This is a genomic window from Mycobacterium asiaticum DSM 44297, from assembly GCF_000613245.1.
GTDB lineage: Bacteria > Actinomycetota > Actinomycetes > Mycobacteriales > Mycobacteriaceae > Mycobacterium > Mycobacterium asiaticum.
Genome location: NZ_HG964938.1, coordinates 832,716 through 846,706 on the forward strand (window position 1 = coordinate 832,716; position 13,991 = coordinate 846,706).

At 64.4% G+C, this 13,991-nt stretch carries 17 protein-coding genes; 11 read left to right on the plus strand and 6 right to left on the minus strand.

Translation table 11 applies throughout. The annotated features are described in order from the left end of the window. Positions 1 to 23 precede the first annotated feature (23 nt). From BN972_RS22795 to BN972_RS22820, 6 genes are all read left to right on the plus strand, one after another. Positions 24 to 1,010 carry an LLM class F420-dependent oxidoreductase gene (locus BN972_RS22795; protein ID WP_036362806.1) on the plus strand — a complete coding sequence of 329 codons (987 nt, stop codon included), beginning with the start codon at positions 24 to 26 and terminating at the stop codon, positions 1,008 to 1,010. Between the two features lie 92 nt (positions 1,011 to 1,102). Then, entirely contained in the window at positions 1,103 to 2,032 is a 930-nt protein-coding gene (locus tag BN972_RS22800) for an SRPBCC family protein (RefSeq protein ID WP_036362808.1), read from the plus strand. A 1-nt stretch (position 2,033) separates the two neighbouring features. Then, positions 2,034 to 3,203 (plus strand): zinc-dependent alcohol dehydrogenase, encoded by a 1,170-nt coding sequence (locus BN972_RS22805; RefSeq protein WP_036362811.1) that lies wholly within the window; start codon positions 2,034 to 2,036, stop codon positions 3,201 to 3,203. A gap of 13 nt (positions 3,204 to 3,216) precedes the next feature. Then, positions 3,217 to 3,780: a type 1 glutamine amidotransferase domain-containing protein gene (locus BN972_RS22810; protein ID WP_036362814.1), complete on the plus strand. Its 564-nt coding sequence runs from the start codon at positions 3,217 to 3,219 to the stop codon at positions 3,778 to 3,780. 105 nt (positions 3,781 to 3,885) lie between these two features. Continuing rightward, a complete protein-coding gene (locus BN972_RS22815) occupies positions 3,886 to 4,578 on the plus strand; it encodes a HemK2/MTQ2 family protein methyltransferase (protein ID WP_036362817.1) in 693 nt (230 codons plus the stop codon). Further along, positions 4,575 to 4,781 (plus strand): CDGSH iron-sulfur domain-containing protein, encoded by a 207-nt coding sequence (locus BN972_RS22820; RefSeq protein ID WP_036362820.1) that lies wholly within the window; start codon positions 4,575 to 4,577, stop codon positions 4,779 to 4,781. Before BN972_RS22815 ends, BN972_RS22820 begins: the two co-directional genes overlap by 4 nt. On the opposite strand, the gene BN972_RS22825 is transcribed toward BN972_RS22820, so the two are convergent. Genes BN972_RS22825 through BN972_RS22850 form a run of 6 tightly spaced genes read right to left on the minus strand, consistent with a single transcriptional unit; the run spans position 4,774 to position 10,373 of the window. Continuing rightward, complete coding sequence (locus BN972_RS22825; protein WP_390176230.1) at positions 4,774 to 5,811, minus strand: iron-containing redox enzyme family protein; 1,038 nt, start codon at positions 5,809 to 5,811, stop codon at positions 4,774 to 4,776. The genes BN972_RS22820 and BN972_RS22825 overlap by 8 nt on opposite strands. Before the next feature lie 23 nt (positions 5,812 to 5,834). Next, the gene (locus tag BN972_RS22830) at positions 5,835 to 8,066 is read right to left on the minus strand and encodes a SpoIIE family protein phosphatase (RefSeq protein ID WP_036362825.1); all 2,232 of its coding nucleotides are present in this window, start codon (positions 8,064 to 8,066) and stop codon (positions 5,835 to 5,837) included. After that, positions 8,063 to 8,662 carry a SpoIIE family protein phosphatase gene (locus tag BN972_RS22835; protein ID WP_051545776.1) on the minus strand — a complete coding sequence of 200 codons (600 nt, stop codon included), beginning with the start codon at positions 8,660 to 8,662 and terminating at the stop codon, positions 8,063 to 8,065. Before BN972_RS22835 ends, BN972_RS22830 begins: the two co-directional genes overlap by 4 nt. 31 nt (positions 8,663 to 8,693) lie before the next feature. Then, entirely contained in the window at positions 8,694 to 9,104 is a 411-nt protein-coding gene (locus tag BN972_RS22840; protein ID WP_036362830.1) for an anti-sigma regulatory factor, read from the minus strand. Next, on the minus strand, positions 9,094 to 9,483 hold the full coding sequence (locus BN972_RS22845; RefSeq protein ID WP_036362833.1) for an STAS domain-containing protein: 390 nt from the start codon (positions 9,481 to 9,483) through the stop codon (positions 9,094 to 9,096). Before BN972_RS22845 ends, BN972_RS22840 begins: the two co-directional genes overlap by 11 nt. 11 nt (positions 9,484 to 9,494) lie before the next feature. Next, complete coding sequence (locus BN972_RS22850) at positions 9,495 to 10,373, minus strand: STAS domain-containing protein (RefSeq protein WP_036362836.1); 879 nt, start codon at positions 10,371 to 10,373, stop codon at positions 9,495 to 9,497. Positions 10,374 to 10,530: 157 nt separating this feature from the next. Between BN972_RS22850 and BN972_RS22855 the strand changes: the two genes are divergently transcribed. The 5 genes from BN972_RS22855 to BN972_RS22875 all read left to right on the plus strand — a co-directional run bounded on the left by BN972_RS22855 (position 10,531) and on the right by BN972_RS22875 (position 13,986). Beyond that, complete coding sequence (locus BN972_RS22855) at positions 10,531 to 10,899, plus strand: STAS domain-containing protein (RefSeq protein WP_036363775.1); 369 nt, start codon at positions 10,531 to 10,533, stop codon at positions 10,897 to 10,899. Positions 10,900 to 11,235: 336 nt separating this feature from the next. Then, positions 11,236 to 11,634, plus strand: a complete 399-nt coding sequence (locus tag BN972_RS22860) for a heme-binding protein (RefSeq protein WP_036362839.1) — start codon at positions 11,236 to 11,238, stop codon at positions 11,632 to 11,634. A 72-nt stretch (positions 11,635 to 11,706) separates the two neighbouring features. Then, positions 11,707 to 12,207 carry a DUF6328 family protein gene (locus BN972_RS22865; protein ID WP_036362842.1) on the plus strand — a complete coding sequence of 167 codons (501 nt, stop codon included), beginning with the start codon at positions 11,707 to 11,709 and terminating at the stop codon, positions 12,205 to 12,207. 66 nt (positions 12,208 to 12,273) lie between these two features. Then, positions 12,274 to 13,326: a DNA topoisomerase IB gene (locus BN972_RS22870; protein WP_036362846.1), complete on the plus strand. Its 1,053-nt coding sequence runs from the start codon at positions 12,274 to 12,276 to the stop codon at positions 13,324 to 13,326. Between the two features lie 78 nt (positions 13,327 to 13,404). Then, positions 13,405 to 13,986: a PAS and ANTAR domain-containing protein gene (locus tag BN972_RS22875; RefSeq protein ID WP_235192551.1), complete on the plus strand. Its 582-nt coding sequence runs from the start codon at positions 13,405 to 13,407 to the stop codon at positions 13,984 to 13,986. The last annotated feature ends 5 nt before the right edge of the window (positions 13,987 to 13,991 follow it).

Consider the following 13,991-nt stretch of genomic DNA (forward strand, 5'->3'; position numbering starts at 1 on the left):
CAGTGTCCGGGTACCCGTCCGGTATGGCGAGGTTTGGCTATACCCTGATGACTGAACAGACCGGCCCCAAAGAGCTTGTGCGCGATGCCGTTTCGGCCGAGCAGCGGGGATTCGATTTCGAGGTCTGTAGCGACCACTTTTCACCGTGGCTGGCGTCGCAAGGACACGCCCCCAATGCTTGGGCGGTGTTGGGCGCGGTCGCGCACGCCACCGAACGGGTCGACCTCTACTCCTACGTCACCTGTCCCACGATGCGCTATCACCCCGCGATCGTGGCGCAGCAGGCCGCCACCGTGCAGATCCTCTCCGACGGCCGGTTCACCCTCGGAGTGGGCAGCGGCGAAAATCTCAACGAACATGTCGTCGGCAAAGGCTGGCCCACCATCGAGCGCCGCCAGGACATGCTGCGCGAGGCCATCAAAATCATCCGCGACCTGTTCGGCGGCGAACTGGTGAACTGGAGCGGTGAATACTTTCAGGTGGACTCCGCGCGCCTCTGGGACGCGCCAGAGGTACCCCCTGGCATCGCGGTGGCCATGTCAGGCGACAAGGGAGTCGAAAAGCTCGGCAAACTCGCGGATCATCTCGTCGCCGTCGAACCCGACAAGGGGTTGGTCGACGCATGGCACGCCGCTCGCCAAGTGGGCGGCTGGCCGGGCGCCGGTCGGGTGATCGGACAGATTCCGGTGTGCTGGGACCCCGATCGGGACGCCGCGATTGCGCGTGCGCACGACCAGTTCCGCTGGTTCGCCGGCGGCTGGACGGTCAATGCCGACCTTCCCACCCCAGCCGGATTCGCGGGCGCCACCCAATTCGTGCGGCCCGAAGATGTGGCGGACAGCATCCCGTGCGGGCCGGACCTGGACGCGATCGTGGAGGCGGTACGGCCGTTCTGGGAGGGAGGGTTCACCGATATCGCGCTGATTCAGATTGGTGGCCAGTCCCAGGAACGGTTCTTGAAGGAAGCCGCAGAACCCTTGCTGGAGGCGTTGCGCGCCGCAGCTAATTGATCGCCAACGAGTTTGGGTGACTGTCGCGCGGGTATGGGTCGGTAAGCATCGACCGCAGGAATCTGCCGTCTGGCAGTGCGAGGAGTTTGGCGATGAATGATTCTGCAGCAACTACAACCGCGTCCTTGGTCAAGGGACTCGGGGCGGCCAGTTTGGGCCTCGGCCTGTCCGAAGTGCTGGCGCCCGGGAAAGTGGCAGCACTCGCCGGGGTGGACGAGACGCAGCGGTCACGGACCGTCATCCGAGCCCTGGGATTGCGCGAATGCGGCCACGCCGCAGCACTTTTGCTCGGATCGGAGAAGCTGGTGTGGACCCGGGTGGCCGGTGATGTGCTGGATATCGCGGTCCTGGCCGCAGGCGTGGCGCGCCGGGGCCCGGGCCGGCGACGGCGCGGCATCGCATCCGCCGCGGCACTCTCGGTGATCGGTGCAGCCGATCTGTATGCCGCTCTGCGCACCACCCGCACCGAACACGCACGTCACAGCGGAGAGCACAAACATCGAACCGTTCGCGCGGCGGTAACCGTACAGCGTTCGCCGGAATACGTTTACGGCTTCTGGCGCAATTTGGAAAACCTGCCGGAATTCATGTACCACCTCAAAGCGGTCACCACCGACGAAACCGGTCGGTCCCACTGGATCGCCAACGCCCCAATTGGACAGCCCGTGCAGTGGGACGCCGAGATCGTCGAAGACCAGCCGGGCAAACGCATCGCCTGGCAATCGGTTCCGGGCTCCGGAATCTCGAACAGTGGCAGCGTGGAATTCACTCCTGACAACTCCGGCAAGGGTACCGAAGTTCGGGTCACCATCGCCTATGAAATGCCCGGCGGTGCCATCGGAAAGGCGGTCGCGACCCTGTTCGGCGAATCGCCCGATCAGCAAGTCAACGACGACCTCCGGCGGTTCAAGCAAATCTTGGAGACAGGGCAGGTACTGCGCTCGGACGGATCACCGGAAGGACCGGTCTCCTTCCGCCAGATGCATCAGCAGACCGCCCAGCCGGTTAGCAAGGGGGCATAGCATGAAGGCCACAGTCTGGGCAGGGCGCAATAGCGTTGAGGTGCAAACGGTTCCGGATCCAAAGATCCTGAACGACCGTGACGCGATCGTGCGGGTCACCTCGACCGCAATCTGCGGATCCGATCTGCACCTCTACGACGGCTACATTCCCACCGTCAAGCACGGTGACGTGCTGGGGCACGAATTCATGGGTGAGGTGGTGGAAGTCGGCAAGGGCGTAGACAACCTTGCCGTCGGCGATCGTGTCGTGGTCCCGTTTCCGATCGCCTGTGGGGCGTGCTCGGCGTGCGACCGCGACCTCTATTCGCTGTGCGAGAACTCCAACCCCAACGCCGGAATCGCGGAAAAACTGATGGGCCATTCACCGGCAGGTCTATTCGGCTACTCGCACATGCTAGGCGGATTCGCCGGCGGTCAAGCCGAATACGCTCGAGTGCCATTCGCCGACATCGGGCCGCTCAAGGTCACCGACGATCTCACCGACGACCAGGTGCTGTTCCTATCCGACATCCTGCCGACCGGCTATATGGGTGCCGAGATGTGCGACATCAAACATGGTGATGTGGTCGCGGTGTGGGGTGCCGGGCCGGTAGGCCTATTCGCCATGATCAGTGCCCTTTTGCTGGGTGCTTCCCAAGTCATCGCCATCGACCGCGTGCCGTATCGCCTTGAGTTGGCTCAACGACTGGGCGCCACGCCGCTGAACTTCGAGGAAACGTCGGTGTTGGGCGAGCTACAGGATATGACTGCCGGGCGCGGTCCGGACCACTGCATAGACGCGGTCGGCATGGAGGCTCGCAACAGCACCACCGTGGTGGACGCCTACGACCGGGTCAAACAGGCGATGCGTCTGGAAACCGAACGCCCGCATGCACTTCGGGAAGCTGCAATGAGTTGCCGCAATGGTGGCACCATCTCGATCGTCGGCGTCTACGGCGGCATGATGGACAAGTTTCCGATCGGTGCGGTGATGAACCGATCGCTGACCATCAAGACCGGCCAGTGCCATGTGCAGCGTTACATGCGCCCACTGCTCGAGCGGATCCGCAACGGTGAGATCGACCCGACCATGATCATCAGCCACCACCTGAATCTCGATCAGGCGCCCCGCGGCTACGAGATCTTCAAGCACAAGCAGGACAGCTGCACCAAGGTTGTCCTCAACCCGTAAAGGAGCTGGACGGATGTCAAACAAATTGGACGGCAAGAATATTGCGATCTTGGCTGCCGACGGCGTTGAGAAAGTAGAACTCGAGCAGCCACGTGACGCGCTGCAGGACGCCGGTGCGCGAGTCGAGCTGCTGTCACTGAAAGCCGGGGAAATAGAGGCACGAAACCACGATCTGGAGCCCGCCGGACAGTTCACGGTCGACCGGCCGGTCTCGGAAGCGTCGGTTGCCGACTACGACGGACTGGTATTGCCCGGTGGCACGGTTAATCCGGACAAACTACGCCTGGACGACACCGCCGTTTCGTTCGTGCGTGATTTCGTCGATTCCGGAAAGCCGGTCGCCGCAATCTGTCACGGCCCGTGGACATTAGTGGAGGCCGGCGTGGTGGCGGGGCGAAAGATGACCTCCTACCCGAGTATCCGTACCGACCTGCGCAATGCGGGCGCTCGTGTGGTCGACGAAGAGGTCGTCGTCGATGGCAACATAATCACCAGCCGCTCACCCAAAGACCTTTCCGCGTTCTGCTCGGCGCTCCTCAAGCAATTGGCTCAGACGCCGGCCGGTTCGGCCCAATAGCCCGAACATGCCGGGCAATGCGGTTTTAATCCAGTTGTTTGCGGGCATTAACACGCCGAGCCGTGACCGTCACGGCCGAGCTCCAGAGGTCGAGAAAGGCTTGCCGTGACGACCACATACCCAGCACCGGGTGATTCTCTGGTCGCCGAAAGGGTGTACCAGCCGCAATCCGATTCTTTCCTGCTTGTCGACACCATGCGGCGGACGGGTTTGATTCCGGGGCGCCGAGTTCTCGACCTATGTACTGGCACCGGGTTCATCGCCATCAATGCCGCTGAAATGGGTTGCGCCAGTGTGACTGCCTTCGACATCTGTCCGCATGCCGTTCGGTACACTCGCGGCAACGCCGCCAATGCCGGGGTCGAAGTCGATGTGCGGCAAGGCTCTTGGGCCAACGCATTGGATTACGGCCCGTTCGATGTGGTGGTATCCAACCCGCCATACGTTCCCACCCCCGCCGTCGACGACACGGACGTGATTCCGTCGACCGCGGGTCCGTCGTGGGCGTGGAACGCCGGTCTCGATGGACGCCTGGTGCTGGATCCGCTGTGCGCGTCGGCGTCAAAGCTGCTGTCGGATCGCGGTTCGTTGCTACTGGTGCACTCGGGTCTCGCCGGCACCCGGCAGACGCTGGACGCATTGCGCGCGACGGGGCTGGCTGCGTATGTTGTTGCCAGAAAGTTCATTCCGTTCGGACCGGTGTTGACGGCCCGGGCCGAATGGCTGGAGGAGACCGGCCAAATCGCGCCAGGTTGCCGGGAAGAGGAACTTGTGGTGATCCGGGCAGACAAGCCGTGAGCACGACTCGCGTTCAGGTGGTGCCGAACGGGCCGGTGTTGGTGTCTGGCCCGGTATCGATTGAGATGCCCGACGGCGCCGTGGTGGAATCCGACCGGTTCATGGTTGCCATTTGCACGTGCCGGCGCAGCCAGGACTATCCGCTGTGCGACACCAGCCACCGGCGATGCCGGAGCACCAAAGTAAAAGCCAAACTCAGCTGAGCGGGCGCCGCAGCGAGGACTCACCCCGCTGCCACGCGGCCATCACCGCATCCGCCAGACGATTCTCCACGGCGGCGTGCGCCCTGATCCCGAACACCACGTCGGAGTCGAGGTGCGGTTCTCGCGCCACCAGATCGCCGACCACGGACTGCCGCACCACGTGTTCGTGGACCGCGTCAGCCTCGACGTGCTCGCGGTAGAACTCGACGCAGGCCGGGGGCGCCTGCAGGCGTTGCAGCGCCTGAACCATGCGGCGTGAGCCGGGCGGTGAGGTGATCTCCGTCGACGCGAAGTGCCCGACGGCCGCGCCGCGCCAGCGCCGGTGCAACCCGAACAGCGACATGAGGTTCACCACCGCCAGCGATTCGGCGGGCACCGCGTCCAGGTAGGCCAGGTAAGTCGAGTCGAGGTCGGCCGCTTCGAGCAGGTCAGCGAAGAGTTGCTGATGCATACGTATGCCGCTGCCTGCGCCGTATTCGTCGAACTCCACCGCGACGAACGCCGCCTTGGCGGTGCCGCTCAGCCGGGGAATAGCGAACGCGTGCGGGTCCGCCTCCTTGAGGTGATAGAGCGACCGATGCACGAAGTACTCGCGCATCTGCTCCCATGTCCCGTTGTCCCGCAGATAGTACGACGGCCCCGTCCCATCGGCCGGTTCGACTGTGATGGCGTCCATTTCGGCTGCGGCGGTATGGTCGGCATCGATCGGCCCGACATCGCGGTGCACCCCAGCCAGAAAAGCCCGCTCGAGTTCCGACCGCAGGGCCAGCAACGAGGGATTCCATTCCCATCCGGGGTCTACGGAGGCGAAGCCCCGGTAGTGCAGCTCGTAACACATGTACAGGGCCAGCTGCAGGTCCAGGCCGTAAGGATCCGCGTCACGGACCGAGGCGCTGAGGCGCCCAGACAACTCACGGGAAGCGGGCGCGCTCAGGGTGCGGCGCACCGCGGTCGACAACGGACCGTGGGCCGCAGGCAGGGCCGGTTCAGCAATGATCGACGCGTAGGTCACGCAATTGTTTACCCTCATGGCACACATACAAACGGCGCCCTTCAGTGACCCTGCTCATCCGGACTCGGCCGGCCGACCCGAAAGACCATGTCGATGACTGTTCCGTCGGCGCCCTCGTTGACCTGCATCGAGGCGCTCATCGCCCGCATCAGCAGCAATCCCCGGCCGCTGTTGCCCGGATTCTCCGCCGGCGGCTGCCAGCGGCCGGAATCGGCTATCCGGGCGTGTATTTCGTTGTCCACGAGCGCTGCCTCGAGCGACATGTCTGCGGCATTCCGGCCCGCATAGGCGTGTTCGACGCAGTTGGTACAGGCTTCGCTGAGCACCAGCACGATGTCACCGGCCTGCTCGTCCGAGACGCCGGCAGCTCGAAGCCACGACGTCAGGCGCCGGCGGATGGGGGCCAATTCTTCTGGAACGGCATGGGTCTGGATGCGCAGCGGCGCCAGCTCGTGGCGGTACACCACCATCGCGACGTCATCGTCATACCCCGTGGCCGGAGCCAGTTGCTCTAGCACCGTGTCGGCAACAGCGTCGACCGGCAACTCAGCGGAGCCGGCCAGCACCGCGGCGACCCGCGCAAGTCCCTCGTCGATCGACTCGTGCTTGCGCTCGACCAGACCGTCGGTGAACAGCATCAATGTGGCTCCTGGGAGCAGCACCTTGGCAGCCTGCGGACGAGTCTCGTTGCGCCGCACGGCCAGCGGCACAGAACTCGCATCAGTGAGCATTTTCGCTTCGCCCGACCCGGGTTGGGCGAGCACGGCCGGCATGTGCCCAGCGTTGCTGTACTCCAGCACGCTGGTGGCCGTGTCCAGAATCGCCAAAAACACTGTGGTGCAGTAGGCATCGGGGATGAGCGATGCGGCCGCGTCGAGTTGTTCGAGCAGTACCGCCGGCTTGGCCCCGGTGAGCAACAACGCTCGGGCTGAACTGCGCAGCTGCCCCATGATCGCCGCGGCGGGCAGCCCGCGCCCGACGCAGTCGCCTACGACGATCCCGATGCGGTTGTCATCAATCGGGAGGACGTCATACCAGTCCCCGCCGATTTCCAGTGGTGGCACCGCCGGTTCGTAGCGAACGGCGAAGCCCGGCGGTGGCTTCAGCGGCGGCAACATCGCGCGCTGCAGTGTCAGCGAGGTGACGCGGGCACTCTCGAATTGGCGGACATGCTGAATAGCCAGGCTGAGGTGACCGATGAGCACGGTGATCAGCAACCGGTCTTCGGCCGAAACCCACCGTGGGACCCGTAGTTCCAGCCACAACGCCACGTCCGCGGCGCCGGAGAGCATAACAACCAACCCGTGCGTCTTCCCGTCCGCTTCTGAGCTGGTGACCGTCTTAGCGGTCAACGGCAACTGGTGACGGGCATCCTGAAATGTCTGACGTAGCTGGGGATCCATTGTGCGCCAGCCTGTTTCGGGCGGATCACCGGCCACCACGACCGCCGGTTCCCCGTCGCCGGGCGGCCACATCACCGCGACGACACGGCTCACGTCCAAGGCTGTCCGGCATTCCTCGAGGGTGATCGCCAGCACCTCGGCCACGCTCTTGGCCACACTGACTGAGGTGGCCAACCGCATTACGGCGCTTTCCCGCGCGGCGAAGGCGCGTTCGGCGGTGACGTCGCGAACGGTTCCTACGTAGACGTCGAGTTCGCCCCCGCCCCGTCGGACCGCGTTGATGCTGACCGCTGCCCAAGCCAGGTGACCGTCCTGGTGCCGGACTGGAATCTCGTACTGGGCACTGCCTTCCGTACGGACCCGCGCCTGGTGCTCGGCCGCGATCCGCTTGTCGATCAACCATGGCTGCGGCCACCGATAGGGCATGCCTTCGGGCGGGTAGCCGAGGATCTCGGCGAACGCGTTGTTCATCTCCACTATCGCGCCGTCTTTGTCGGCGACGAAGAAGCCCTCCTGCAGGGAATTCACCAACGCGGTCCGGAACTCCTCCCGGTCGGCCAGGTCCTCGGCGCGGGCCCGTTGCTCCGCGTATCGCCTTGTGCCGTCGAGGAATCCGCGGGTCGCGACGTCAAGCGCGGCCAGCGTCTGCAGCAGGAACTCCAGCGCGGTCGCGGCGTCGACGCTCGATTTCTTGGACAGCTCGTCGACCTGGCGGAAATGGTTCTCGATGATGTCGAGCATGCTGACCTGCTCCTGCAGGGCGCGTCGGCCGAGGTCATATCCGGCGGCCAGGCTGTCCTCGTCGCGATTCTGCACGTAGCTGTGCAGCGCGGTGACGTACTGGTGGTGGAAGTCGGCGGTGTAGGTCATGACGAGATACCCCGGTGACGTGCCGCGAGTACCGTGGCGTCGTCGGTTTCCTTGGCATGCTTGGTCAGGATCTGCTCGGCGATGTCGGCGGCGGAGGCCGCGAAATCGATGTTGTCCAAGTAATCCGGGTCTATGCCATCACTGACCATTACCAGCAGATCCCCGGTACGAATCGGAACCACTTGCGCCGGACGGGTTTCCGGAATACGGAAACCGACGATCCCGCCGACCAGCCGGGCACTGGATCGGACCTGCACACCGCTTATGGTCTTGGCGACCAGATGGGCGGTGACATTGCCGATCCCGGTCCAGCTCAACTTGTGTGTTTTCGTATCGATCTGCGCCAGGGTCATCGCCGCGCCCCTGCTGCCGGCCAGCACGCGGTGGCAGAGCGCGATGAGCACCTCGAGACGCTCGGTCCGCGCTGCTGTCAACGCTTCGACAGCCGCGAGCGCCGCGCTGGCGGCGGCCGGACCATGGCCCAGACCGTCCAGCACGCCGAACAGTGCGATGTCCCCGTCGACGTCAATCGCCACCGTCTGGTCGCCGCACGCCAACTCGCCGGGGCGTGACCGGCTCGCCGTCGCCCATTCGATCGGCCCGAACCGCCCCCCCGATCGCCAACGGTCAGGCACGGGCCGGAACCCATTTCCACATCTCGACGACCGTGCCGCGACCGAGCGCCGACTCCACGATCAGTCGGTCCATCAGCCGGCGGGCCCCGGGTAACCCCATCCCCAGGCCGCGTCCGGTGGTGTAACCGTCTTCCATCGCGCGGTCGATATCGGCGATGCCGGGGCCGTCGTCCTCGGCGCGGACCACCAGCGCCGTCCGGCCCTCGCGGTCGGCGACGCCGACCCGGACCTCGCCTCGGCCGGCATAGCTGGTGATGTTGCGGGCGATCTCGGAGATCGCGGTCGCGATCATCGTCACGTCGGTCAGTGAGAACCCGAGATCCAGGGCGAGCTGGTGGCCGGCCTTACGGGCGGCGACGATGTCGTCGGAGGTGTTGATGGCGACCACCGTCTCACCCGCCACCGTCGCGCCCGATCGTCCATTTGGCCAGTCCAAGCTGCTTGTTGAGCAGTGCAATGCCCTCTTCCAGGTCCAGCGCGGTGCTCATGTCGTCGAATGCCAGCCCCAGTTGCACCATTGCGAACGCCACTTCGGGCTGCAGGCCCACGATCACCGTGGTGGCCCCCCGCAGCCGAGTCATGTGCGCGATCGTCCGCAGGGACCGAGCAGCGAAGGAATCCATGACATCGATAGCGGTGACATCGACGACTATGCCCTGCGCGCGGAACCGGCTGACCCGCTCCATCAGGTCTTCGCGCAGCCGCTCGGTGTCTGAGTCGGTCAAAGCGGCCTGCACGGTCGCGATCAGGATCGCGCCCTGCTTCAAGATCGGTACTGGCATGCGGAGCCGGTTTACTCGCCGGTGCGGGTGACTTCGTAACCCAGCAGACGTTCGGCTTCTTCAATACCGCCCTGCAGGTCGCCGACGGCATTCATCTTCGACAGGTCCAGCCCGATGGTGACCAGAGTGAGCGCGATCTCGGAGGACAGGCCGGTGATGATCACGCTTGCGCCCATCAGTCCCGACGCGTCGACGGTCTGCACCAGGTGGTTGGCCACCGTGGAGTCGATGGTCGGCACACCGGTGATGTCGATGACGACCACCTTGGCGCGATTGGCCCGGATAGCCCGCAGCAGTTGCTCGGTAACCTGCCTGGCCCGCTGGCTGTCCAGCACGCCGATGATCGGCAGAATCAGGAGTTGCTCGCGCACCTGCAGCACCGGCGTCGACAGCTCGCGGATCGCTTCCTGCTGCTGACGGATGATGCGTTCGCGTTCCTGCACGAAGCTGACGCCCACGGTGTTGGCAATGCGGTTGGCCGCCGGCTCGTAGGCATCCAGCACCCGGTTGAGCATGTCGAACTCGGCTTGGTACTTCTCGAACAGCGAGCGCGCCAGCACGTCACGCAGCAGCAGCACGATGCCGAGCACCTCGTCGGTTTCCACCCCACGGGGGATGATGCGCTCGGAGAGGTCCCGCGCGTAGTCCTGCAGGGCCTCGACGCTACCGGTCTCGAGCACCTCGACATAGTTGTCGTAGACGGCTGTCGCTTCGGAGAAAATCTCCTCGGGCGTCATCGCGGTAAGCAACTCCGCTTCGGTGATCCGGCGGGCCCACTCTTCGCGCAGCGCGGTTCTGTTTCGCCGCAGGTGCTGAACCAGCTGCGGCAACAAACCTTCACTGGAGACGCCGGTGCCGGTGCCGCTGGAATCTGCCGCCGAATCAGACATATATGCCCTCCCACCGACTCGCGCATCCGCAGGCGCAGGTGCTATGGGGAGAGTAGCTTGGGCGGTGCCGTCGGGCGTGTTGAGGTCTTCTTCTTCTCGCGGTCTGCACGGCGGGTTAGGCTTGCAGCACACCGAAGGCCCGGACAAAGGATCGCCGTTGTCAGCTCCTGATTCGATCACCGCCACGGTCTCCGACCACGACGGCGTCGTTGTGCTCAGCATCGGCGGCGAAATCGACTTGGTCACGGCGCCGGCCCTCGAAGAAGCCATTGGTGGTGTCATTTCGGACAATCCGCAGGCAGTGATTATTGATCTGTCCGGGGTCGAGTTTCTGGGCTCGGTGGGCCTCAAAATTCTGGCGGCGACGTACGAGAAGTTAGGCGATTCCGCGGAGTTCGGTGTGGTGGCTCGCGGACCGGCCACCCGGCGGCCCATTCACCTGACAGGTTTGGACAAGACGTTCCCGCTTTACCCGACGCTGGACGACGCACTGACCGGTGTGCGGGACGGCAAGCTCAACCGTTAGGCCGGATCCGTTGCGGCGCAATGGTATCCAATAAACGAAGTGGCCTGCCGAGCTGGCTTGACCTGAGATAACGGTTGCATCACGAATCAAGATCACGATTGTTTAAGAACCTGCGCCGTTCTCTGAGAAATCTCATCAATCGTTGACCCGCTTGGTCATTTGCTTAGCTAAATACGCAACGGGAGTTGCTCGCGTCACACATTTATCAGTGTGCGCCGTACGCGCATGTTCGTCGTGCGCGAACGGCAATCAACGCACCTTTTTACTTCGGCTACTTTGGAATTCGAGGTTTCGGGACCTCAACGATCGGTTCACTCATTCGGAGGAACATTCATTATGAAATTCAGCAGTAACGTCGCGCGTCGGCGAGTTGCCGGCGTCAGCGCCGGTTGTCTGCTCGGGGGAATCGCTCTGGGTATTGCCGGTGCGCCGTCGGCCGCGGCCGCGCCCGACTGCAGTCCGGAAGGCGTCCGGGCCACCGTTTCCTCGGTGACCGGCGACGCACAGCAGTACCTGTCCGGGCACCCGGGCGCCAATCAGGTCGTCTCGGCAGCTTACGGGCAGCCCCGCGGAGAGGCCGCCGCCAACATCCGCAGCTACTTCACCGCGCATCCCAACGAGTACTACGAGCTGCGCGGGATCCTGGCGCCGATCGGCGACACCGAGCGGCAGTGCAACGTCTCGGTGCTGCCGCCGAACCTGGCATCGGCCTACCACGAGTTCATGGCTGGCTGACCCTGCACGATCCGCAAACGACCCGTCACATCGAGGTGGCGGGTCGTTTGGCGTTAGGGGGATGATCACGTCGTGGATGTCGACCATCCCGAACGGGATCAGCAGTGGAATCGCCGCGAGCGCGGCGAGACTGAGCTAGAACGGCTGGACCGAAACTGGGCTAGCCTGCTGCAGGAACTGCGGGTGGTGCAAACCGGTGTGCAGCTGCTGACGGGCTTTCTGCTGACGCTGCCCTTTCAAACCCGTTTCGACGTCATGAGCCAGCCGATCCGGATGGTCTATCTGGTGACCGTGGGTTGCTCCGTGGCAGCCACCGTGTTCCTCATTGCTCCGGTGGGCATGCACCGGTTGCTGTTCCGGCGGCATCGGCTTTCTGTGTTGGTCGCCGCAGCGCACCGGTGCGCATATGGAGGCCTGCTGCTATTAGGGCTGGCGTTGACCGGGGTGACGGTGATCATTTTTGACGCGGTGGCCGGCGTTGCCGCAGGTGTCATCGCGGGTGCGTGTGCGCTCGCGCTGTTCGCTGTCTCTTGGCTGTTGGTGCCGTTGCTGCTTCGAACCCGGCAGGTGTAGCGGCTGGCGGCACGGGTAATTCAGCTTCCAGCCGAACTCGAGTCGGGGGAGACATCTAGGAGTGAGATGCGGCTGCGGCGCAGCGTACTGGACAAGCCGGGACTCACCCGCAAGCGCCGAGGTAAAGGGTTTGCGTACTACGGTCCCGACGGCGAACTCGTGACCGATGCGGCGACGTTGCAGCGGATTAAGGACCTGGTGATACCACCGGCGTGGAAGAAGGTCTGGATCTCGCCGTATCCCAACGGCCACATTCAGGCGGTGGGCACCGACGCCGCGGGGCGCCGACAGTACCTCTACCACGTGAATTGGCAACAAGAACGCGCCGAAGAGAAGTTCGATCGGGTGCTGGAGCTGTCCAAACAGTTGCCGTCGTATCGCGAACGGATCGCACGCGACCTGGCTGGACGAGGACTGAGGCGCGATCGAGTGCTGGCACTGGGCCTGCATCTCGTCGACCTCGGCTACTTTCGCGCCGGCGGCGAGCAGTACGCCGAAGAAAACGAATCCTACGGCTTGGCCACCCTGCTGTGCGAGCACGTGACCGTGCGCCGCGATGCCGTGGCGTTCGACTACCCGGCCAAAAGCGGGGTGCGGCGCACCTATGAGGTCGAGGATCCCGAAGTGGTCCGCGCGGTGCGTGCGTTGCTGCGCAGAACCGAGCCGATCGAGCGATTATTGGTGTGCCGCAACACATCCGGCTGGACGGAGGTGCATGCGGACGACCTTCGGGCACGGTTCAAGGAACTGGTCGGCGACGAGTACAGTCTCAAAGACCTGCGGACCTGGCATGGCACCGTGTTGGCCGCGGTGGCGTTTGCCGACGCCGACCCGGCGGTGTCGCAGCGCGTCGCCAAGCGTGTGGAGGCGGCGGTGATGCGCGAAGTCGCCGAAGAACTGGGCAATACCCCCGCGGTGGCGCGCGGTTCCTACGTGGATCCGCGGGTGGTCACCGGTTATCGCCAGGGCCTGACAATCGCGTCGGCGACGCGGCGGGCCGAACGCAGCCCGCGGCCGCAAGCACAGCTGATACTGGAAAAGGCGACCCGCACGCTCATCCGTCGAGTCGCCAGAAGTGACGGCCGATCGGGGTCGGCGGAGCTTGCCAAGACAGCGTAAGACCGGATGTCGCGCGAAGCGAACCAGGCATGTGCCAAACCGCCGGGCGACCGGGCAGATCGGCATACCATGGGGCGGGTGTGTGCAGATTCTCGGCGGAAGAAGGTCCGTCGCTGGCCGCTGGTGGGAAAATTCCGTTACCTGGCCCGGGAGGACCGCTGGGAATGGTCGGACGAGGTCGCCCGAATGCACGGCTACGAACCGGGCACCGTCAAACCGACCACCCAACTGCTGCTTGAGCACAAGCATCCAGACGACAAGCCGACCGTTGCCGAGCTGATCGACCAGGTGCGCCGGCACAGCGCCCCATTCAGCAGCCGGCACCGAATCGTAGATACCAACGGAAACGTGCACGTCGTCGTCGTGGTGGGAGACCGTATCACCGGGCCTGACGGCAGGCTGCTGGGCATCGGCGGGTTCTACGTCGACATCACCGATCAATTCGACGCCGACCTGCAACGGCACCTCAGCGACGCGCTGCTCTCTGTCGATTCGCGCCGCGCGGTGATCAATCAAGCCATGGGCGTGCTGATGCTCCGATATGGAGTCGACGCCGACTCGGCATTCGACCTGCTGGTGAAGCAATCCCAAGAGTCCAACATCAAGCTGCGGGACATCGCCGAAAGCCTCGTCGCCGACATCGGCGCCCGGGGCGAATGACCAGC